Genomic DNA, 20,741 nt, shown 5'->3' on the forward strand with positions numbered 1-20,741 from the left:
TGAGTTATACCTATATTAGCTAACAACCATAATATTCTGTAGAAAGCGTGCATTTTGCCTTATTTCAAGCATGAAACTAAAATGCAGATTGCAGCGAAAGAAATAATACTTGGTTGTCACCAACACTTTGATAACCAATACTCGACGATACGTATTGCCCATTAATCGCTTCTAAGGCGATACGGTATCCCAATTCCTTATCTACGCCATCTCGATATTCTAGCGCAATATTAATGGCGTTATCTTGATAAAAATTATACCGAGTCCCTATACGGGCCAATTCAAAAAGCTCGGAATAATTATCTTCAGCTGAGTCAACTTGCTGCTTCATTAGCGAGCTTTCAACGTAGTAATGTACGCGGCCTGAATACGCCCAATTAACGCCCATCGTAATTTCATTTTGGGTTAAGCTTTTATTTTGCTCCCCTTGATTAAGCTGATAATTAATACGCCCGTATAAATTAACCTGCTCGGTATCTCGAGTTAATTGCATCAACTTAGTTTGATAATTTATACCTATGCCTGAAACAACCCCAGAGCTATCAAATACCCCTTTAATTCCTGCGCGTTGAAAATCAATTGAAACGCCCTCGTATAAACTAAGCCCAGTTGCAGCACTTGCAACAGAGCCTTTCAGTGTTTCAGCGGCACAAACAGTTGGCAGTCCTGTGCTTAGCAAAACAGCCAACATTATAGTAGCTCGCTTTTTAGCTGCTTTATTAAAAGTATTATTAACTGATTTATTGGTTGTCATTAGGGCACTTGGCATCATAAGCCTCCTTAAAAAGTTTATTCGGTTACGCAAGCGCTTTCTCCGCTTGGCTTGCAATAAACTATAAAGAATTCAACTACGACACTGCCCAACTATATGATTAACGGACAAAAAAGAGGATAAGCGGTTTAATAAGCTCGATGAAGTAAATTAAATCATTCACAAATAAGGTCATTAATAAGCGATAAGTGCGTCATACCATTAAAAATTATCTTTTTTGTTTTGAGTTCTTAACGTAAAAGTCACTGAAATATTTCAATAACCTACTCCTCTTAAAAAATAATGCAGACTTCGCTACCTTCAACACTAGCAAGGCGGATTTATGCGCTAATAGCAAGCCTATTGCAAATGAGCCCAACGCGATTAATGATGAAAATAGCGCTTGATCTTATTCATTTAAAGATTAAAATAGCGTTTGAATATCATTCGAATACAATTTCACAACATAAAATAACAGGTTTATTATGGCGCCAGCTCCACGTTTTAGCCCTGAAGAGCAAGAAAGATTAATTTTACTTGCTGCAGTCACCGCTATTGAAGAAAGTAGTTTATTAGACTTTTCAATGTCGGCTATTGCCAAGTTAGCCTCACTCTCAATGGGGTCTGTCTATAAATTTGTCCAATGTAAAGAAGATGTATTAATTGCACTCGCTACCAAAATGTATCAAGAGCGGCGACGTGTATTTAAGCAAGTACTTTCATTGCCACTGACAACACCTGAGCGCATTATTGCTATCAGCTTATTAGATTTTTCAAAAGTAAGAATGTATAGCTTTGATGACCAATTAGAAAGCATTGTAAATACCCGTGCAATCATGAAACGCAGCTCAACACGCTGGCTTAATAGCATGATTGAGGGATGCCAAACCTGCGATGGTACCTTTAAAAGCTTTTTACAAGCAGCGGCAGATTCAGGTGAATTAATCTCAGGCGAGCGTGATATTGAAGAAATTAACTTATCATCTTGGGCGTTAGCGGTTGGCTATTTTTATACCGTACGCTTGCATCACAACCGCAGCAAAGAGCAAGAAGTTATCGACGAAGAGTGCTTACCAGCGTTAGAGCCTGACAATGTTCATATCCGCAGTTTACAGCGCTTAATAAACACCTTTGACTGGCAAGTTAAAGTCAGTAAAGAAGATATAACCAAAACTTGTGAGTGCTTAGTCAAACATGGACTACGATAATACTTACAATCATTGAAGACCAATTAACAACACTTATGACACGCGTATAACATACGTTCAAACACTATAAAGGAACATTGATGAATATATTAAGATGGATAATTGTGGCAGTAGTACTCGCCGCTGTCGTCTTTGGTTTGTATAGCTATAAATCGTCATTACAAGCAGCAACCGCGGCCCAAGGTGCAAGTATGCCTGAGCCAGCAGCCGTTGTAACCGCTGTTACCGTTGACACCATAACCTACCAAGACAGAGTACAAGTAAATGGTGAAGTGCAAGCATTTAGAACATTAACCCTTAATAATGAGCTTGCAGGGCAAATTACTAAATTGAATGCTCCGTCGGGTAGTCGTGTTAAAAAGGGGCAAATTTTACTTGAACTCGATCACCGCGATGAAGATGCAAAATTGCTGGCTGCACAAGCAACATTAACGCTAAACCAACAAACATTAAATCGTTATATTAGGCTACAAAAAAATAAAGAAATTAGTGAAGATCTTGTCGATCAAGCACAAGCTAATGTGCAAATTGCTAAATCAACCATTGCCGTACTGAAAACCGCTATTGCTAAAAAAGAGCTTACTGCGCCGTTTGATGCCACCGTAGGAATTCATAATTTAGAAGTCGGTCAATATTTAGAGAATAACAGCCAAGTATTGCAGTTAGTGGGAGTTAACGAGTTTACGTGGATAGACTTTTATTTGCCGCAGTTTTACCAAGAGCTAACTCTCGGCTCTACCGTACAAATACACTTAATTAACCCAACCAATGACAGCAATGTTTTTGAAGCTGAAATTATTGCTATTGACCCACAACTTTCTCACGCATCACGTAATTTAAAATATCGTGCACAACTACCATCAGCAACATTGTCGTTAAAGCCGAATACACTAGTTACGGTCAAAGCACCAACAACGGCTAGCGCTTTAGTGAATAGTGTTCCTGATTTAGCGATTAAACGTGATCCTTTAGGCACTTATGTTTTTGTGTTAGAGCTTGAAGAAAATGGTGAGTCTTATCGCGCACAGCAAGTGAAGGTTGAAGTAGGCGCTCGTCAAGGCGATCAAGTTATGATCACCTCAGGGCTTAAACAAGGTCAGCTTATTGCGAGTAAAGGGTCATTCAAGTTATTTCCGGGTATGAAAACCTACGTTGCAGCTTCTGAAGAAGCACTTATTATTGCAGACAAATAAGGGAATATCATGACGCAAAGTAAAGCTTCTGTTATGGACATTTTTGTTCGCCGCCCCGTTGTTGCTATTGTACTCTCGCTTATTATTTGTATTGCGGGTTTATGGGCTGTCAATAAAATTCCAGTTTTACAGTTTCCAAAAATTGAGAGCGCTTCTTTAGTAATAAATACCTACTACATTGGTGCTTCTGCCGATGTAGTGCAAGGTTTTGTGACTGAGCCTATTGAGCGCGTAGCTGCCACCGTTCCTGGGGTTGAGTATGTTGACTCGGTTAGTACCTCGGGTAGCAGTACCGTTACCGCGTGGCTTAACCTCAATCAAGATAGTACTCGTGCACTTGCTGAGCTAAGCTCACGTTTAAGTCAAATACGCTTTGAATTACCAGCAGGCTCGCAAGACCCTGTAGTATCGGTGAGTCGTGCCGACAGACCTTTTGCCGTGTTTTATTTAAATGTGCATTCTAACGGTAATGATTTGTCAAAAATTACCGACTATTTAACCCGTCAAGTTAACCCCATTTTAAATGCTATTGAAGGTGTACAACGGGTTGGCATTGAAGGCGCAAGAACGCCAGCAATGCGTATTTGGTTAGATGCAGACTCACTAAATGTGTTTAATTTAAGCGCAAAAGAGGTTTATCAAGCGCTGGCAACCAACAATACTATTGCCACCATGGGTTATGCTGAAAACAATAATCAACGCATTGATATTGTTGCAAACACTCAGTTAAGCACAGTTAGCGAATTTCAGGACTTAGTGGTAGCTGAAATAGACAGTGCCACCGTTTATCTTAAAGATATTGCCCGTGTTGAACTCGCAGCAGAAGACGCTAGCGTTACTGCTAGGTTAAACCACAATGACGCGGTTTATATTTCTATTTGGCCTCTACCTGGTGCCAACGAAATAGCCATTGGTGATCGCCTCTATGAAAAGGTTGATGAGTTAAATAAAACTCTACCGCACGGTATTTCTATTGACTATGCCTACGACGGCACGCTTTACATGCGCAGTGCTTTAGAAGAAATTTTCACTACCTTAATCGAAACCGTTATTTTAGTGGGCATTGTAGTATTAATGCTAATGGGTTCATTTAGAAGTGCGATGGTGCCATTAATCACTATTCCTATTTCTATTTTAGGTGCCATTGGCGCTATGGCCTTAATGGGCTTTTCGCTAAACTTATTAACGGTACTTGCTATTGTACTTTCTGTCGGCTTAGTGGTTGATGACGCCATTGTTGTGGTTGAAAACGTTGCCCGCTTAATGCGCCAAGGTATGTCTAAGTTTGATGCTGCATTAACTAGCTCTCGACAACTGCTCGTGCCTATTATTTCAATGACCTTAACGCTCGCGGCAGTTTACGCACCAATTGGCTTTTTATCCGGCTTAACAGGTGTACTATTTAAAGAGTTTGCTTTTACGCTAGCAATTGCCGTTATTATTTCAGGTATTGTCGCCATAACGCTGTCGCCTATTATGAGTGCTTATGTTTCACCTAAAGGTGGTCAAGAAGGCTGGTTAACCCGAAAAGTGAACCATGTTTTTGAAAAGGTTCAGCATCAGTATGCGCGTCTTTTAGGGCATATTTTTAAGTGGCAGGGACAAGTATTTTTGATTGCTTTTGTGGTATCTATGTTAGCCGTGCCTTTTTATATGCAATCAAAAAAAGAATTAGCCCCCATTGAAGATCAGTCTGGAATATTTTTTGCTGTTCAATCACCACCTGACTCATCACTTAGCTACAATGTCGGACAAATGGGTCCAGTTGTTGAAAAACTACAAACAATAGAAGGTGGCAAGCAAGTATGGCAAGTTGTTTTCACTAGTGGTGGTTTTGGTGGTTTAGAGTTAGTTGACCCAAGCGAGCGAGACTACAGTGCCCAAGCACTTATTCCGCGCTTGTACGGTGAATTGTCACAAATCCCAGGGCTAAACTTATTCCCGCTATTACCAAGTTCACTGCCAACATCTGGTCAGTATGAAATAGAAATGGTGGTCAAGTCATCTGAGCCTTATTCAGAGATGAAGCAGTATGCTGACCAACTGGTGGGTGCCGCTTTTGGTAGTGGTCAATTTCTTTTTGCCGATACTGATTTGAAAATTGATTTACCGCAAGTTGAACTTAAACTTAATCGTCAACGCATTGCTGATTTGGGCATGAATTTGGCAGATGTCAGTGAGCAGCTTGGCATTTTATTGTCGAGTAATTTTGTTAACCGTTTCGACGCTAAGGGTAAAGCATATCGCGTTATTCCAATTGTAGATGATACTATCCGCAGTAAAACTGAGTCGTTATTATCACTCAACATTAAAATGCCAACAGGTGAATTACTGCCAGTTTCAGCTGTCGCTGATTTAAACTGGAAAACGGTACCTCGTCAATTAGGTACCTTTGCTCAGCAAAACTCTTTTAGAATATTTGGTGGTGTTGCACCAGGCTCAAATAAAGAGGCGGCGCTATCTGCACTTGAAAATGCCGCAAGCGAGTTGTTACCGGTTGGCTACAGTATTGATTATGCTGGTGAATCACGTCAGTTACGCAAAGAAGGTAATACCTTGTTAATGGTATTGGCTATTTCATCACTGATTGTATTTTTAGTGTTAACCATACAGTTCAATAGCTTTAGAGACCCTCTAGTGGTATTGCTAGGTTGTGTACCTTTGGCGTTATCAGGTGCGTTGTTGATTTCTTACCTTGAATTCACCACCATGAATATTTACTCACAAATAGGGCTAATTACCTTAATTGGCTTAATTGCTAAGAACGGTATTTTAATTGTTGAGTTTGCTAATCATGCACAAGAAAGTGGCGCAACAAAATTAGCCGCGGTAACCGAAGCAGCAACGACGCGTTTACGTCCTATATTAATGACAACAGCAGCGACCATACTGGGGCATTTCCCGTTAGTATTAGTGACTGGTGCTGGTGCTGAAGCACGTAATAGTATTGGTATAATTTTAGTGGCGGGTATGTTTATTGGTACTATTTTCACTTTATTTATTCTGCCAAGCTTTTATTTACTGCTAGCGAAAAGAAGAGAAAAAGTTATTGCGTAACTTAGCGCTGAAGCAGCACTAAAGTAATAGATAGTTAGCCACTCACTAGAACCAGCTTAGCTAGTTCTAGTTAAGTTAAGTTAAGTTAAGTTAAGTTAAGTGAGATTAGGTTAGGTTAGGTTAAAGCAAGCTAATTTAGCTTAATTAAAAAAGGGACTGTTTGATAAGAACAGTCCCCTTTTCATTGCTACTTCAACAACAATTTAACCATTTTAGGTCAATACTATAGCTTGTAAGCAACCGTTAGCTTTATTCGCTAATAAGTGTCTCAAAACCGCCATAAATTAATCGCTTGCCGTCAAATGGCATGGGATTATTGTCAGGGTGCATTCTTGGGTCTTCCATAATCGCCTGCCAGCCAACATTACGCGCTTCTTTCGATGGCCAAGTTACCCAAGAGAAAACTACTGTTTCGTCATCTTTTTTTTGCACCGCCAGCGGGAACGAAGTTACCTCGCCATCAGGTACGTCATCTCCCCACGTTTCCATTATTTTTAATGCGCCATGCTCCTTAAAAACAACGGCAGAAAGTTTTGCATGTTCAATGTATTTATCTTTATTGATCGTCGGAACTGCTGCAATGAAGCCGTCAATGTAAGACATAATATTCTCCTTAATAAATAACTGAGCCTGATTTTAGGTTTACTTGAAAATAAAGCCTAGCATCATTTCAAAAAAATAATAATGAAAACTTAATAACCGGAACTCGAGTTACCTAGCACACTAATCTATTGGTATTAACGTGCCTAGGTGCTAACGTGCCAAGGTATTCTCGTAAGGTATTAACGCGCTAAGGTATTAACGCGTAAGGTATTAATGCAATGCTTTTAAACTAACAAATACCGCGCTAGATAAAGCAGGTACCTCAAACTCATCGGCGCTGATTTTACTGGCTTTAACTTGCTCGTCTATTCCTGCTTGCTGTAGTGGGTGTAAAATATAAGTACTTGCGCCACTATAGCTAAAGCGCTGTTTTTTAGGGCTAGTATTAAATATTACTATAACGCTTTGGTAGTTATGTTTGTCATCAAGAGTGCTGTTTTCCTGTGTCGCACCGCTTTTTATTTGCATTACCAACAAGCCATCTTGGCTGGCACCAGCAATATTTAAAAAGCTTACTTGTTCAATAATCTCTTGCGCTGTGGTTAGTCTAAATAATGGCGTACTCATTCGTATCGCTAACATTTGCTGAAATACTTGATTACTAAAGGCAATATCTTCAGCGTCAACCTTATCTCGCCCTTCATGCCCTAAAAGCACTTGCTGAATAAGCGGCCAGTTAGCTTGATCTTTTTCTGCTGGTGGTAAGCCAACGTCATAGTAATTTTCTTGTGCTGAAAAATCCACGCGATTAAACCAGTCACCGTAATCGTAGCTATCACGTAAAAATGATTTTGAACGCATAAACTCTGAGCCCATATGAACAAAGGGTATGCCTTGAGCAAATAAAGCAAATGACAAACTTTGTAAGTGCATTCTTACTCTATCTTGCGTTGACACATCAAAGGCTAGTCGATATTGGCTATTGTCCCACAGTGTTTGATTATCGTGTTTAGAAACATAATTAATCGTATCAGCAGGATCCTTAGCATAGCCTGTTGGTTGGTCGCCATAAGGAACATCTTTCCCTAATAATGGCTTACCTTGTTTATCCGTGAGCGGAAAATCCGCTAAATTTCCAGCTAAACCAATACGTAATTGGTTCATTAATAACTCATAACTTGCTTGGCTTTGCGCTGTTGTTTGTAGTTCATTAGCTTGCATTAGCAGTCCGTTACCAATGCCCTGTGTAGCACGGGTATTATTGCCACCACCGCGCACGGCATCACGTAATCGGTCTGAAAAAGTGCCTATTTCGCTGCCGCCTAACTCTAATTGGCTCGCTTGCACAAACTGGTTGTTATTAGCCACTTCGCCAAAATTCCAACCTTCACCATAAAAATAGGTATCACTATCAACACTGCGCACTGCTTCTCGTGCCTTAAGCATTGCCGATTTAGGCTGATGTCCCATTAAATCAAAACGAAAACCATCAATTTTATAATCACGTGCCCAAATCACTAAAGAGTCTATCATCAGCTTTTCCATCATCACACGCTCTGTCGCGGTGTTGTCGCAACAAGTTGACTGCTCAATAGCACCTGTTAGTGGGTCTAAACGGTGATAATAGTTAGGTACTATTTTATCCAATACCGATTTAGGAGCTAACCCTGAAGCATAGGTATGATTATAAACAACATCCATGATCACTCTAAAACCTAGCTCATGTAGATTTTGTACCATTTCTCTAAATTCTACTAAGCGTGTAACCCCTTGAGCATTAACGGCATAACTGCCCTCTGGCACGGTGTAATGCAAAGGATCATAGCCCCAGTTATAGTTATCAACTGCTCGTAATTCGCTCACTAACTGTTGCGCTTTTTTACCGTCAGTTGCATAGCTACTTAATAGCGATTTAAGCGTTTGCTGCTCATTATACTCTTGTTGGCAAATACTCGCTTTAGCGGCAATAGTACACACTTTCGCTAGACTGTCAGCCATATCAATATGCTGACTCGCCTCTTCATTCACCGTTGCTATATCGTATGTGGGTAATAAATGAATATTATTTAACCCCGAGGCCTGTAGCGCCTTCAAATGCTGCATACCATCAGAGTTTGCTTCGCTAAAAGCCTTGTATTTACCTTTAAATTTAGGGTTAGTTAAACTTGGGTCATTAGCACTAAAGTCACGAATATGGGTTTCATAAAAAATATTATCTTCAATATTTTTTACTCTGGGTATGCTGTGTTCAGCCCAATGACTTGGCTGAGTTGTAGCATCATTTAAATTAACAACCTGCGAGTACTCACTATTAACCGATAAACTTAGCGAGTATGGGTCTGTTACCTGTAGCGTCTCTACTTTTTTAGACGCTGGGTGATAAACACGTACCTGATATTGATAATAGGCATAACTTGCCTCATCACCTGTGGTCACTTGCCAAACACCTGTTTTACTATCTTCGATCATGGCTAGCTGAGCGTTAGGCATGGCTTGTAGGTTTTCATCAAACAATAACACAGACACTGCTTGTGCCGTTGGTGCCCATAATTTAAAACTAACACCTTGCTCACTAATGTTTGCCCCTAAATCAGTCACTTCATCAGCATCGTTGTCTACACTGGTATATAAGGCATCAATAACAGCCCCTGTTTGTATATACGTTGCTGCGATTAGTTGTTTGTCGGCATCAAATGAAGTAATAACGAGTGAATGCTTAAGCCACTGCTTAGCTAACTCATTGCTTATATTTACTTTATAAGACTGAAAGCCAGTAAGGTGTGGAAATTTTTCTGCTAATTTTTTTGGGAGTGTGATTGCCGTTAACGCCACAGTATCAACAGTATTAGCGGCTAGCTTAGTTAACTGGTAACGATTATTCGTTTGTTGTTTAGGTAAGAGAATAATTTGAGGCGTTAGCCAGTGCGCAGAAAACCCTTTAGCTAAGGCTTGTATATTACTTGACGTATCAACAGCTTCAATTGCCACTGGTGCTTTGGTATCACAAGCAGCTAACAATATGCTTAAAGACAAGAGTTGTAGATAGAGAGAAATTTTTTTCATAGCGTTCTTCATTTAGCTGAAAATAATATGATCACTAATTTACGGTGAAAAAGTAAAACTAAAAACGCTTAGCGTTAGGTTGCATACGTATTCAATACCGCCCCACCCTTATGAATACGTATGCATGTGGTATCTAAGCATTAGCTGCAGCCTTATATTAAAGTTGTTGACATAGTAGCCACCCATAAAGGCGCATGACAACAATCACAATATAAATATAAAACATTACACAAGCATATAATTATTAGGCTGATAGGACTTAGCCAATAAATAACTCACGGATGGTTAGGGGAGAATATTCAATGTTACATTTTAAACCAAGCAAAATGTCATTAGCTCTACTTTCAAGTGGCTTAATGGCATTAAGCGCTACAAGTTTTGCTGCCGAAGAAGCCAAAAGCCAAGAGGAAAAAGCAGAAGAAGCTGTTGAAGTAATACAAGTAAAAGGTTTTCGTAAAAGCCTTGTTGAATCAATTAACTTAAAGCGATATTCCTCGAGTGTAGTTGAAGCCATTTCTGCTGAAGATATTGGTAAGTTACCTGACTCTTCTATTGCAGAATCTATCGCTCGTTTACCGGGTCTCGCTGCGCAGCGCATTGACGGTCGTGCAAGTAAAGTAAGTATTCGCGGATTTGGTGAAAATGAAAGCGGCACAACCTTAAATGGTCGTGAACAAGTTTCTATTGGTGACAACCGCGGCGTTGAGTTTGACCTATACCCATCTGAAATAATGAGCGGTGTTACCGTTTATAAAACCCCTAATGCTAGCCTAGAAGGTGAAGGTATTGCAGGTGTTATTGACTTACAAACTATCAAGCCATTAAGCCAAGATGACCGTGTTATTCAATTTAACGGCACTTATGAAAAAACCAGTTTTGAGAAGTTAAACCCTAATGGTGATGACGATGGCTTAAAGGGCACATTCTTTTACATGGACCAATTTGCAGATGACACTTTAGGTGTTGCCTTTGCTTATACAACCATGACTTCACCTAACCAAGAAAAACGTTGGAATTCTTGGGGTTATCCTGAGTTTGAATACAGTGACGGCTCACAAGGTTCTATTTTAGGAGGGGCGAAACCTTTCGTTCGTTCTTCTATCTTAGAGCGTGACTCCGCTATGCTTGTTATTGAAGCTGCGCCAAGAGATGATTTAAAAATGACATTTGATGCCTTATATGTCGACTTTTTAGATACCAAAATATTACGTGGCATTGAAGTACCGTTTGCTTGGGGCCAAGGCTCTATCTCTCCCGATAGCGTTACCATTGACGCTGATACAGGCTTTATAACGAGTGCAACAACGCAAGGACAACGAGCATTAGTACGTAACGATTACGAAGAGCGTGATGCCGAGCTGATGTCATTTGGTTTTAATACCAATTGGGCAGTTAACGATAACTGGACCTTAGACATTGATGCTAGTTACTCAAAAGTTGAGCGTGACGTTTACAGTGTAGAAAGCTACGCTGGTACTGGCCGAGGCGACAACCGAGGTGTTGCTGATGACATAGGCTACACCTTTGACTCAGGTAATACTGGGGCAAAATTTACCCACGGTTTAGACTACAGTGACTACAACCTAATTCAACTCGGTGGTCCATTAAGCTGGGGCTGGAGTGGCGCACTTAATGATAAATACGGTGTAACAGGCACAGAATACGAAAACCAATTACAAGACGGTTTTATCAATACGCCAACTATTGATGATGAACTTATGTCGCTAAAATTTGCGGCTAGCCAAGATATTGATTCTGACTTCATTTCAGCAATCACCTATGGTGTTGCCTATCGTGAACGTGAAAAATCAAAAACATCAGAAGGTTATTTCATGACCTTAAGCAGCTTTAGCTACCCTGATAATACCGGCATGTTATCAGTACCAGAGCAATATCGTTTAGGCACAGCTAACCTAGACTTTATTGGCATGGGCGATATGATTGCCTATGACACAATGGGCTTAATTAACGATGGCTATTATGATTTATTGCAAGAAAGTTTAACGGATCCAAAACATGCGACTAAATCATGGACCGTTAATGAGAAAGTAATGTCTGCTTTTGCGCAAGCTGAATTAGCCACTGAAATTGCAGGTATGCCAGTAACGGGCAACTTAGGTGTTCGCTACGTTTATACCGAGCAATCTTCACAAGGTAGTGCCTTTAATACGATTGACGGCTTAGTAGTCGCAGAGCCTACCGATGTTAGTCATGACTATAATCATTTCTTACCGAGCTTAAACTTATCAATGCAAATTGATGATAGTCAAACATTACGTTTTGGGGCAGCTAAAACAATTTCACGTGCCCGTTTAGATGAAATGAATGCCTCATTTAATGCCACATACAATCAACAGCCTGACAGTGAAGGTAACTACTGGAGTGTATCTGGTGGTAACCCTGCACTTGAGCCCAAAGAAGCGATTGGCATAGATTTATCTTATGAAAATTATTTCAGTGCAGAAGGTTACTTTGCTGTAGCTCTTTTTCATAAAGATTTACAAAATTGGATTTTTGACGGCAGCTACGCAGTAGATATGACGGGCATTGCTGACCCTGCTACAGGTGAATTGCCAGCTACAACCACAGGTACAGGCAACGGTAAAGTGAATGGCGGTGACGGCACACTTTGGGGTTATGAATTATCAGCAACGTTACCTTTTAACATGGTTCATGAAAGCCTTGATGGTTTTGGTATTATTGCCAGCTATACTGGCATTGAGTCAGACATGAAAGATCAAAATGATAACGACTATGAGCTACCAGGCTTATCTGACAGTATCACCAGTGCTACATTCTACTACGACAAAAATGGATTTTCAGCACGAGCAAGCATGCGTAAGCGTGGTGCATTTAAAGGTGATGTTTACGGCTTAGGTTTTGATACTGTGCAAGTAGATATTATGGGTGAAACAATTTGGGATGCACAAATTGGTTATGACTTTGGTGAAGGTGGCTTTGAAAGCTTAGAAGGCTTATCTATTTTCTTACAAGGCTATAACTTAACTGAAGAGCCATTTACCTCATTACAAGGTGACAATGCCCTACAAGTACGCGACTACCAAGACTACGGTAGCACTTACCTTTTAGGCTTTAGCTACAAAATGTAAATAACGTTTTAGTTACCCTTCGCACTTGTTAACAAAGCCCTTGTAATATTACCTTACTAGGGCTTTTTACTTTGTTAATTAACAATAATAATAAGTAAAACTATTAAGGAAAGTATCGTAATGCCGCATCAAAACCAACACAAAATCGCCGATACAGCTAACCCCAAAATTAATAATATCGTTATTGTTGGCGGCGGCACCGCAGGTTGGATGACAGCCGCATTGTTGATAAAAACCTTAGGTAAGTCGTTAAATATTACCTTAATTGAATCTGATAATATTGGCACCATTGGTGTTGGCGAGGCGAGTATTCCCCCTATTGTTAACTTTAACAGTGCAATAGGTATTGATGAAAAAACCTTCATTAAAGAAACTCAAGCAACCATTAAACTCGGTATAGAGTTTACTGACTGGGGTCAACACAATGATAGCTATATGCACGCCTTTGGCAGCATAGGAAAAAAATTCGCATTCTGTGATTTTCATCATTTTTGGCTAAAGGAGCAGCAACAAAATAACGCTATGCCAGTAAACGCTCATAAGAGTTTTTGGGATTACTCACTTAACTATCAGGCAGCTAAACAAAACAAGTTTGCACCTATTCATAATATTCCTAACACAAACCTACCCGGTATTGCTCATGCTTACCATTTTGATGCAGGTTTATACGCTAAATTTATTCAAAAGCACGCGATGAGCATGGGCGTAAAGCGTATTGAAGGAAAAGTGATACAAGTTAATCAACATCACGACACTGGCTTTATCAAAAGCCTAGTATTAGCAAACGGTGAGCAGATTACAGGAGACTTATTTATTGATTGTAGCGGTCTTAGCGCATTGCTTATTGAAAAAACACTCAATACTGGCTTTGAAGATTACTCTCATTGGTTGCCTTGTGATCGCGCTATTGCCGTACCTTGCGAAAAAATAACACCTATTGAACCATATACTCGCTCTAGTGCACATGCTGCTGGTTGGCAATGGCGTATTCCACTGCAACACCGAACCGGTAATGGTTTAGTTTACTCAAGTAAACACCTCAGTGATGAACAAGCAAAAGCGCAATTACTCAATAACCTTGACGGCAAACCGCTAGGGGAGCCTCGAGTTATTTCCTTTAAAACAGGCCGTCGTCGTAAGCAGTGGCATAACAACGTGATTGCTATTGGCTTATCTAGTGGTTTTTTCGAACCCCTTGAGTCGACTAATATTCACTTAATTCAAACGGCAGCGATACGCTTGTTAAAGTTTTTTCCACATAATGGTATTGAACAAGCCGCCGTTGATGAGTTTAATCGCCAAGCAAAATCTGAGTTAGAAGCTATTCGTGATTTTATTATTATGCACTACAAGCTCAACAACCGAGGCGACAGTGAGTTTTGGCGTACCTGTCAGCGCATGCAAGTGCCGCCATCATTAGCCAATAAAATAGCGTTATTTAAAAAAACAGGGAATGTATTTTGTAAGCCTGATGATTTATTCACTGAAATAGCATGGCAACAAGTGATGATAGGGCAAGGCATTATTCCTGAGGATTATCACGCTTTAGCTGATACCTTATCTGAAGAGCAACTTAGCGACTTAATGACAAGCTTGAAAACCCTCATTACCCGCACTGTTGAAAAACTACCAAGCCATGATGATTTTTTACCGTAAGGAGTGCCATATAGCTCGCTATACAATTGGCGAGAACCATCACCTTTAGCTGATATATCATTTCTAACTAATATTAGCGCACTTAGGTCGACCACTAAATACCTTAACAAAGTAGCTATCTTAACAAAGTAGCTAAGCTGAACAGCCAAAGTCACATCCGTGACCTTGGCATTTTCATCTGAAAAGCTATCTCTATCTAACTAACGGGGTCTAACTAACCACTAATACACTTTAAAACATAGTATTACTGTTTGCGGAGTCGCTTGGTACGGGTTGAATAACATCCCAATGCTCAACAATTTTACCATTTTCAACACGAAATATATCAACAACAGCTTCGCTGACTCCCTTGCCATCAGTTGAGTTTACATGTAACCAGACTAAGTCACCGTCTGCAACACTTCTAACAATGGTTGCTTTAGATTGAGGGTTATCTTTAAAGTACCCCTCAAAGTAACCAACAAAAGGGGCTTTTCCATCAGCTACATACGGGTTGTGTTGTATGTAGTTATCAGCAACAACTTCCGCGGCTTGATGTACTTGATGTTTATTGAAAAAAGCATCGTAAAAAGCAATAACAAGTTGCCTATTTTGCTCTTCCTTTATTAAGTCTCTTGGTTGACCATTAGCATAGCTAGCACTTGAGGTAAGTGTTGCAATAAGTAGAATAAAAACAAGACAAAGGTTATTTTTTGCTTGCATAGGTTTTTCCTTTTTAGTGGTGTTGTATATTGAAGGTAGTTGTTCGAAGTAGTTTTTTAGATGCCGCAGCCATAAGCCGATTTAATGATGTAGCCTGCTATATCCAATAATAAAGCGTGATAAGTATCAATGTTGAAGCTCATTTTGAGGCACTTGTGATGGCCGAGCAACTAGGTAAATCATAACAATAACCTCTATTGCGGCCACTAAACTCACAACCCACCAAGGTGCATTACTTAAAGATAAAATAATTAACCCTGCGAGCATACCTGCTCCAGCAAAGCATTTCGCTTTTATCGGCACTACTTTATGTGCCTGCCAATGACGCAAACTTGCGCCATAGCGAGGGTGATTGAGTAACCAAGCCGTCAGTTTTGGCGATGAGTGTGTAAAACACGCCAATGCCAAAATGAAAAAAATAGTGGTCGGCATTACTGGCAAAACAATACCAATAATGCCCAATCCAACCAGAGCTAAGCCCAGTAGTTGGTAACCAATATTTTTATAGGAGACTAAAGTTACCTTTAAATTCATGAATAAACTTGTGCCTGATAAAGTTGAAAACGGGTAAACGCTTGGCGAGCACCATTAATCAGTGCTTGCTCTTGTGCTGCGGTTAATTCAATAGTGTCAATTAATTGCACTAAGTGACGCCATGCGCTGCCACGTCCAGCTCCTGGGCCAGCTAAATAACGTGCAGCAAACTCTCCTGTATAGTGTAGACGAGCTTGCGCTTGTTTTCCTAACATTGCAGCACCAACTTTTGAGCCTTCAACAACATATAGCCAACCAAGCGCAGTTGCTAGGTCGGTATTATTATCAATAAGTGGCACAAGCGTGCTAGTCGGAAGCCTGCGTTCTAAGTCAATAAAGTCCTGTTCTAATAAGCCAAGACGGCGACGTGAAACTAAGTCGTCAATGTGTTTACTTAACTGTGTATGCTCATAGAGTGCGGAGACATCTTTTAAAAAATAATATTGTAGTGATAAAAATTTCACATAATTATCAACATTCGCAAATGGGTCTTTTTCCATAATGCTTTTGTCGATATTGTCATGTAAATCGGCAGTGCCTTGTCGAAGTGCTAGTGCCCGAGATGAGGCGCTTACTGCTGCTGTCATGTTTTACTTCCTTAACGGTGTTTTGATGGTTTGTAACAATAATTTTTACTGTGCTGTTACTTGTATAAAAGTATTTTTTCTTTGATATAAACAAGCTTGAGCCGCGGTTTAACTGCCCTAGCACTTTATATTTTGATTTCAAGACCCAGAGTAATCGTACGTCCGGGCTCAGGCATAGCAACGATTGAACCAGATGAAACGATATAGCGGTCAGTCAAATTGGTTACTGTGGTGTAACCACTGATAGTGTTGTTAAATTGATAATCAACATAGAAATCAAGCTGATAACTGGCTGGAATTTTCTTAACGGCTTTTGCGCCAGTACCACTTAAAAAGCCACCGGGGTGTTCTTTGGCAGAATGGCCTTTGTAAATAAAGCCCGTATCGAGTTTATCGTTTAATAACTTCTTACCAAGCGAGACGACAAGATTTCTTTTAGGTGGAATGCGTAGCGGTGTTAAGCTACCTGAAAACCCCTGATTATTGCACTTTTCAACGCCTTCAAGCTCAGCATACTCACTAGAGCACATTTCTATATCTGTATAATTGGTATATGAAAGCGTGCTATAAAATAGGTCGCCTTGATAATCAATGCTAAGTTCAATCCCTGGTAATTCAAATGAATCGTAGTTAGTAAAGGTATAAGCAGAAGTTTGCCACTCTGTTGCATTAGGGTCTTTATTAGGTAAATTTCCAGTAGCTAGCATATTTTCAATACGTGTATCAAAATAGCTAGCTGATAGCGTTAACTTATCTCCTGGTGTTAGCGTATTAACAAAGCTGCTCTCAACTCCAAATTCAAAAGTATTAGTATTTTCAGGTGTTACAGGGTAATACGGAGAGTATGAAAACACTTCATTAGAAACCGTGGTTTCATAGAGGTTTGGCATTCTATAAGCTTTACTATATTTAAATTTTAGTGCGGTATTGCTTAGCACACTATAATAAACCTGTGCCGTTATATCGGTTTTAGGATCAAACTCTTGGCTTAACCCCGTCTGGTTATCTGTCGTTTTTGAGTCATGATGGTTCAGGTTAAGCGACAGTTCAACTGGCTCTAAATCAATTTGTGCATTAACAAATACACTGCGCACGGTTTGTTTACCATCACGTGAGGTCGTGAGGTCGCCGTAAAAATTCTCTGCTGATCCTGGTTTTGGCTTTAGGTTTTCGTCTTGCCAAGACGCACCATACATTAGGGTAGTTGGTATAGTGGCGAGGTTAAAAGATGATGAATTATAGACACCTAAACCCTGACGTTGATTGCTGTACTCATGAAAGTACTGCAGAGCATTTGGACCAAAGTTACTCCCTAAGGCATTATATTGCGCTAATTTGGCCTCTGTTGCCCAAGCGTTAACTTTCAAATCAACTAATGCATTGTTGGCTGGTAAATAACGATACAAAGCGCTAGCACTATTAACTTTAGCGGTACCTGGCTCCCATTGTGGCATAGTTTCAATGCCCGCAGGCACTTCACCATATTCACCATTTGGCAATATCCAAAAATCACCTTCTCTTTGCTTATGCCAGTACGAAGCCAGCATTTCACCAGCTTCTTGTTGATGATGACGAGTATTTAACTCTATTTCATGCTCATCATTAAAAGCATATTGTACTTTGGCGAGGTAAGATTCACTTTCAAAGCTGGTATTTACCACTTCTCCACCCTGGTTGACTGGTGGCAATATTTGCCCCCACGGGGATTCTTCAACAAAGTGGTCATAACCATTTTTGCCCGCAAAGTAGTTACCAATTTTTTTATTACTGTAAGCAAAAACGGTTTTAAGCTTGTCTGTTTGATAGGCGCCAGCAGCCATAATGCCGCCATTATCAAAATCACTACTGCTATTATTATTGCGAACGTGGTAATACTGCTGTTGGTTGGCATCATCGCTAACCGTTGGTGTGTGATTATTGTTGTATGTTTTTAGCTTTATTAACGCACCGACACTTTGACCCGATTTAAGAATATCGTTGGTGTTTAAGGTGGTAATATTAACCGTCCCCCCGATAGCACCAGCATTGAATAAACTGCCCTTAACCGATGAGCCTTTTTCAACAGAAACTGTGCTGATAAAATCTGAGTCAATGTAACTGCGATCTGATGTTCCCATATAACCACGGTTAGTGTGAGTTGATTGCAAACTACCATCAATAAACACCGGTACTCGCCCTTCGCCTTGTACACCGCGAATACCAATATCAAGCGCCCCCGCTTCATTACGTATATTGTTTGCTTCAATACTGGTATGGGTTGAGAAAATATCTGAGTTTGAACTGCCTTTGCTACGCTCTAATTGTTCGCGATTAAGGTTAATTTGCTGACCTTTAACTACGATAACTTCAATATCACGTCGTGGCTCATTAAGACTGGCTGAATAAGCAGGCAACTCAACAATGGCAACATCACTCTCGGCTGTGGTGTCAGCTGCTTTAAGAATAATATTATTACCCACTATTTCAGCAGTTAGTTCTGTACCTTGTAAGACTCTCGTTAAAGCATCACGTACCGTTCTTTGGCCATCTAACGTAGGCGCTTGTATGTTTACCAACAAACTTGCGTCGGCAATTAAGCTCATATTGGCTTGCTCAGCAAGTTGATTAAGCGCCTGACTAAGTGGCTGCTGAGCAATATTAAAGCTGACTAGGTTTGCCCGAGTTTGAGCTGCCAAAGGCTGAGCTAAAAGCAGTCCTAAAGCAAGGGGAAGAGTGGTTAGCTTTAAGCTGTGTTGCGTGGAGGTGAACATTACAATGATTCCATATAGAGCAAATGTGTTTATATGAAAACGAATGAGAATGCGAATCCCTCAATGTTTTTTTGATTTTTTTTTGATTTTTTTGCAGTTATTTTAAGTACACTTAACTTTTACTTATAACCACCTGATTATTATTGCTTTTAATATTTACGGGCAAAACATGTGGCAATAAATTTAAAAAATTATCGAGCTCTGACGCATTAAAAGTACCAGATAGCATCATATTACTAACGCTATACTCGCTAAACTTAAAATTAGCATCGTGATAACGGCTAAACTCTGCACATACTTCGTTCAATGGCACGTTATTAAAGACTAAACGACCACTACGCCAAGCATCAACAAGTTGTGGATTCATATTGAGTACTTCAACACCGTGCTCACTAAGCACTGCTTGTTGACCCTGTACTAATTCAACTGCAGGCTCCCCATAGCGAGTGCTTTGCACTTTTACGCGCCCGTGCTCTACACTAACTCGCGTACTGTCAACTTTGCTATCAACACTAAAGCGTGTGCCTAATACGGTAATATCGGCTCTATTTGTATTAATAATAAAAGGCCGCTGTGGGTTCTTTGCCACATCAAATAACGCCCTACCTTGGCTTAAATGACTCACGCGCTGCTTAGCATCAAACGCTAAGGCAAGCTGTGTTTGTGCATCTAAACTAAGCTTACTACCATCAGGAAGATTAAAGTCAATTTGTTCATCTCGAGCAGATTGATAGTTAGCAGTAAAGTTTGAATCAGTATTTCCCCCAAAGTAGTAACTAGTTAGGCTGACCATTAAAATTGTGACACTGGCAGCGATGGCCAACACTTTTCGAATAGGAGAAAGTGTAACTGCTTTATTAATCGCTGCTGTTTTACCCTCGCCTAATTGTGCAAGTAGCTGGTCAACTTGCTGACTTTGTTGATAAGCATCGTAGTGATCCGAGCTTTCGTTTAGCCAACGTAAAAATGCCTGTTGTTGTTTTGCATTTAGCCCTGTTCGTTGTAACTCGAGCCACTGGTTAGCTTGCTGTTGTAATTGCAATGGTGTTTGCTGACTTGTCATTGTTGTGATTCTCGTACTTATTTTTTTAATACATCACGACATGCAAGCATGGCCGTCGCTAAATGTTTTTCAACCATACTCACTGAAATAGCCATTTGTTCAGCAACCTCTTGGTAGCTTAAGTTTTTAAACTTATATAAGACAAAGGCTTGTTTGGTTTTCAGTGGTAACTTTTCAATGCAAGTATAAAGCAAATTGAGCTGTTGTTGACTCGCTAATTTTGCTTCTGGCTCATAATCGCATGGCGCTATAAGTTCGCGTTCTTCAGGCTCAACAAATTTTTTATTGCGACGGTAGTTATCAATCACAATATTTTTTGCCGTCGTGAAAAACAGTGCCCGTTGGTGATTATCATCAGGCTGTTCTTGTTTAATACGGCGACTCAGTAAACGAGCATAAGCTTCTTGTACTATGTTTTCTGCTTTACTACGACAGCCCACTGAGCGAGAGATAAAGCTTAAAACCTCAGTGTAATATCTTTCCAATGTACACCCATCTGTTTCGAAAAAGGAGCAGGATGCTAC

Annotated in this window: 14 protein-coding genes; 5 read left to right on the forward strand and 9 right to left on the reverse strand. The window is 40.1% G+C overall.

Going from position 1 to position 20,741, the window contains the following annotated elements; all coding sequences use genetic code 11:
• Positions 1-76 precede the first annotated feature (76 nt).
• Positions 77-772, reverse strand: coding sequence for a hypothetical protein (locus tag ABD005_RS01475; protein ID WP_343814126.1), 696 nt, complete (start codon positions 770-772; stop codon positions 77-79).
• 464 nt (positions 773-1,236) lie between these two features.
• Between ABD005_RS01475 and ABD005_RS01480 the strand changes: the two genes are divergently transcribed.
• The 3 genes from ABD005_RS01480 (at position 1,237) to ABD005_RS01490 (ending at position 6,209) form a co-directional block, all read left to right on the forward strand.
• Positions 1,237-1,959 carry a TetR/AcrR family transcriptional regulator gene (locus ABD005_RS01480; protein ID WP_215980312.1) on the forward strand — a complete coding sequence of 241 codons (723 nt, stop codon included), beginning with the start codon at positions 1,237-1,239 and terminating at the stop codon, positions 1,957-1,959.
• An 80-nt stretch (positions 1,960-2,039) separates the two neighbouring features.
• Positions 2,040-3,152: an efflux RND transporter periplasmic adaptor subunit gene (locus ABD005_RS01485; protein ID WP_343814130.1), complete on the forward strand. Its 1,113-nt coding sequence runs from the start codon at positions 2,040-2,042 to the stop codon at positions 3,150-3,152.
• Between the two features lie 9 nt (positions 3,153-3,161).
• Entirely contained in the window at positions 3,162-6,209 is a 3,048-nt protein-coding gene (locus tag ABD005_RS01490) for an efflux RND transporter permease subunit (RefSeq protein WP_343814133.1), read from the forward strand.
• 249 nt (positions 6,210-6,458) lie between these two features.
• Here ABD005_RS01490 and ABD005_RS01495 read toward each other — a convergent pair whose 3' ends face one another.
• Both ABD005_RS01495 and pulA read right to left on the reverse strand, forming a co-directional pair.
• The gene (locus ABD005_RS01495; protein ID WP_343814135.1) at positions 6,459-6,812 is read right to left on the reverse strand and encodes a DUF1428 domain-containing protein; all 354 of its coding nucleotides are present in this window, start codon (positions 6,810-6,812) and stop codon (positions 6,459-6,461) included.
• A gap of 210 nt (positions 6,813-7,022) precedes the next feature.
• Positions 7,023-9,815, reverse strand: coding sequence for a pullulanase-type alpha-1,6-glucosidase (gene pulA / locus ABD005_RS01500; RefSeq protein ID WP_343814137.1), 2,793 nt, complete (start codon positions 9,813-9,815; stop codon positions 7,023-7,025).
• Positions 9,816-10,117: 302 nt separating this feature from the next.
• Here pulA and ABD005_RS01505 point away from each other — a divergent pair, with 302 nt between their 5' ends.
• Entirely contained in the window at positions 10,118-12,925 is a 2,808-nt protein-coding gene (locus tag ABD005_RS01505) for a TonB-dependent receptor (RefSeq protein WP_343814140.1), read from the forward strand.
• Between the two features lie 120 nt (positions 12,926-13,045).
• Positions 13,046-14,581, forward strand: coding sequence for a tryptophan halogenase family protein (locus ABD005_RS01510; protein ID WP_343814143.1), 1,536 nt, complete (start codon positions 13,046-13,048; stop codon positions 14,579-14,581).
• 231 nt (positions 14,582-14,812) lie between these two features.
• Here ABD005_RS01510 and ABD005_RS01515 read toward each other — a convergent pair whose 3' ends face one another.
• The 6 genes from ABD005_RS01515 to ABD005_RS01540 all read right to left on the reverse strand — a co-directional run bounded on the left by ABD005_RS01515 (position 14,813) and on the right by ABD005_RS01540 (position 20,702).
• On the reverse strand, positions 14,813-15,283 hold the full coding sequence (locus tag ABD005_RS01515; RefSeq protein WP_343814146.1) for a nuclear transport factor 2 family protein: 471 nt from the start codon (positions 15,281-15,283) through the stop codon (positions 14,813-14,815).
• Between the two features lie 126 nt (positions 15,284-15,409).
• Positions 15,410-15,817: a YbaN family protein gene (locus ABD005_RS01520; RefSeq protein WP_343814150.1), complete on the reverse strand. Its 408-nt coding sequence runs from the start codon at positions 15,815-15,817 to the stop codon at positions 15,410-15,412.
• Complete coding sequence (locus ABD005_RS01525) at positions 15,814-16,404, reverse strand: biliverdin-producing heme oxygenase (protein ID WP_343814153.1); 591 nt, start codon at positions 16,402-16,404, stop codon at positions 15,814-15,816. Before ABD005_RS01525 ends, ABD005_RS01520 begins: the two co-directional genes overlap by 4 nt.
• A 125-nt stretch (positions 16,405-16,529) precedes the next feature.
• A complete protein-coding gene (locus ABD005_RS01530) occupies positions 16,530-19,154 on the reverse strand; it encodes a TonB-dependent receptor domain-containing protein (protein ID WP_343814155.1) in 2,625 nt (874 codons plus the stop codon).
• 112 nt (positions 19,155-19,266) lie between these two features.
• Positions 19,267-20,217, reverse strand: coding sequence for a FecR family protein (locus ABD005_RS01535; protein ID WP_343814158.1), 951 nt, complete (start codon positions 20,215-20,217; stop codon positions 19,267-19,269).
• Positions 20,218-20,234: 17 nt separating this feature from the next.
• On the reverse strand, positions 20,235-20,702 hold the full coding sequence (locus tag ABD005_RS01540; RefSeq protein ID WP_215980301.1) for an RNA polymerase sigma factor: 468 nt from the start codon (positions 20,700-20,702) through the stop codon (positions 20,235-20,237).
• Positions 20,703-20,741 lie beyond the last annotated feature (39 nt).

The organism is Colwellia asteriadis, assembly GCF_039523295.1.
Lineage (GTDB): Bacteria > Pseudomonadota > Gammaproteobacteria > Enterobacterales > Alteromonadaceae > Colwellia > Colwellia asteriadis.

Coding starts and splice junctions, on each gene's coding strand:
- ABD005_RS01475 (WP_343814126.1), bottom strand. CDS start 772: ATGATGCCAAGTGCCCTAATGACAACCAATAAATCAGTTAATAATACT.
- ABD005_RS01480 (WP_215980312.1), top strand. CDS start 1,237: ATGGCGCCAGCTCCACGTTTTAGCCCTGAAGAGCAAGAAAGATTAATT.
- ABD005_RS01485 (WP_343814130.1), top strand. CDS start 2,040: ATGAATATATTAAGATGGATAATTGTGGCAGTAGTACTCGCCGCTGTC.
- ABD005_RS01490 (WP_343814133.1), top strand. CDS start 3,162: ATGACGCAAAGTAAAGCTTCTGTTATGGACATTTTTGTTCGCCGCCCC.
- ABD005_RS01495 (WP_343814135.1), bottom strand. CDS start 6,812: ATGTCTTACATTGACGGCTTCATTGCAGCAGTTCCGACGATCAATAAA.
- pulA (WP_343814137.1), bottom strand. CDS start 9,815: ATGAAAAAAATTTCTCTCTATCTACAACTCTTGTCTTTAAGCATATTG.
- ABD005_RS01505 (WP_343814140.1), top strand. CDS start 10,118: ATGTTACATTTTAAACCAAGCAAAATGTCATTAGCTCTACTTTCAAGT.
- ABD005_RS01510 (WP_343814143.1), top strand. CDS start 13,046: ATGCCGCATCAAAACCAACACAAAATCGCCGATACAGCTAACCCCAAA.
- ABD005_RS01515 (WP_343814146.1), bottom strand. CDS start 15,283: ATGCAAGCAAAAAATAACCTTTGTCTTGTTTTTATTCTACTTATTGCA.
- ABD005_RS01520 (WP_343814150.1), bottom strand. CDS start 15,817: ATGAATTTAAAGGTAACTTTAGTCTCCTATAAAAATATTGGTTACCAA.
- ABD005_RS01525 (WP_343814153.1), bottom strand. CDS start 16,404: ATGACAGCAGCAGTAAGCGCCTCATCTCGGGCACTAGCACTTCGACAA.
- ABD005_RS01530 (WP_343814155.1), bottom strand. CDS start 19,154: ATGTTCACCTCCACGCAACACAGCTTAAAGCTAACCACTCTTCCCCTT.
- ABD005_RS01535 (WP_343814158.1), bottom strand. CDS start 20,217: ATGACAAGTCAGCAAACACCATTGCAATTACAACAGCAAGCTAACCAG.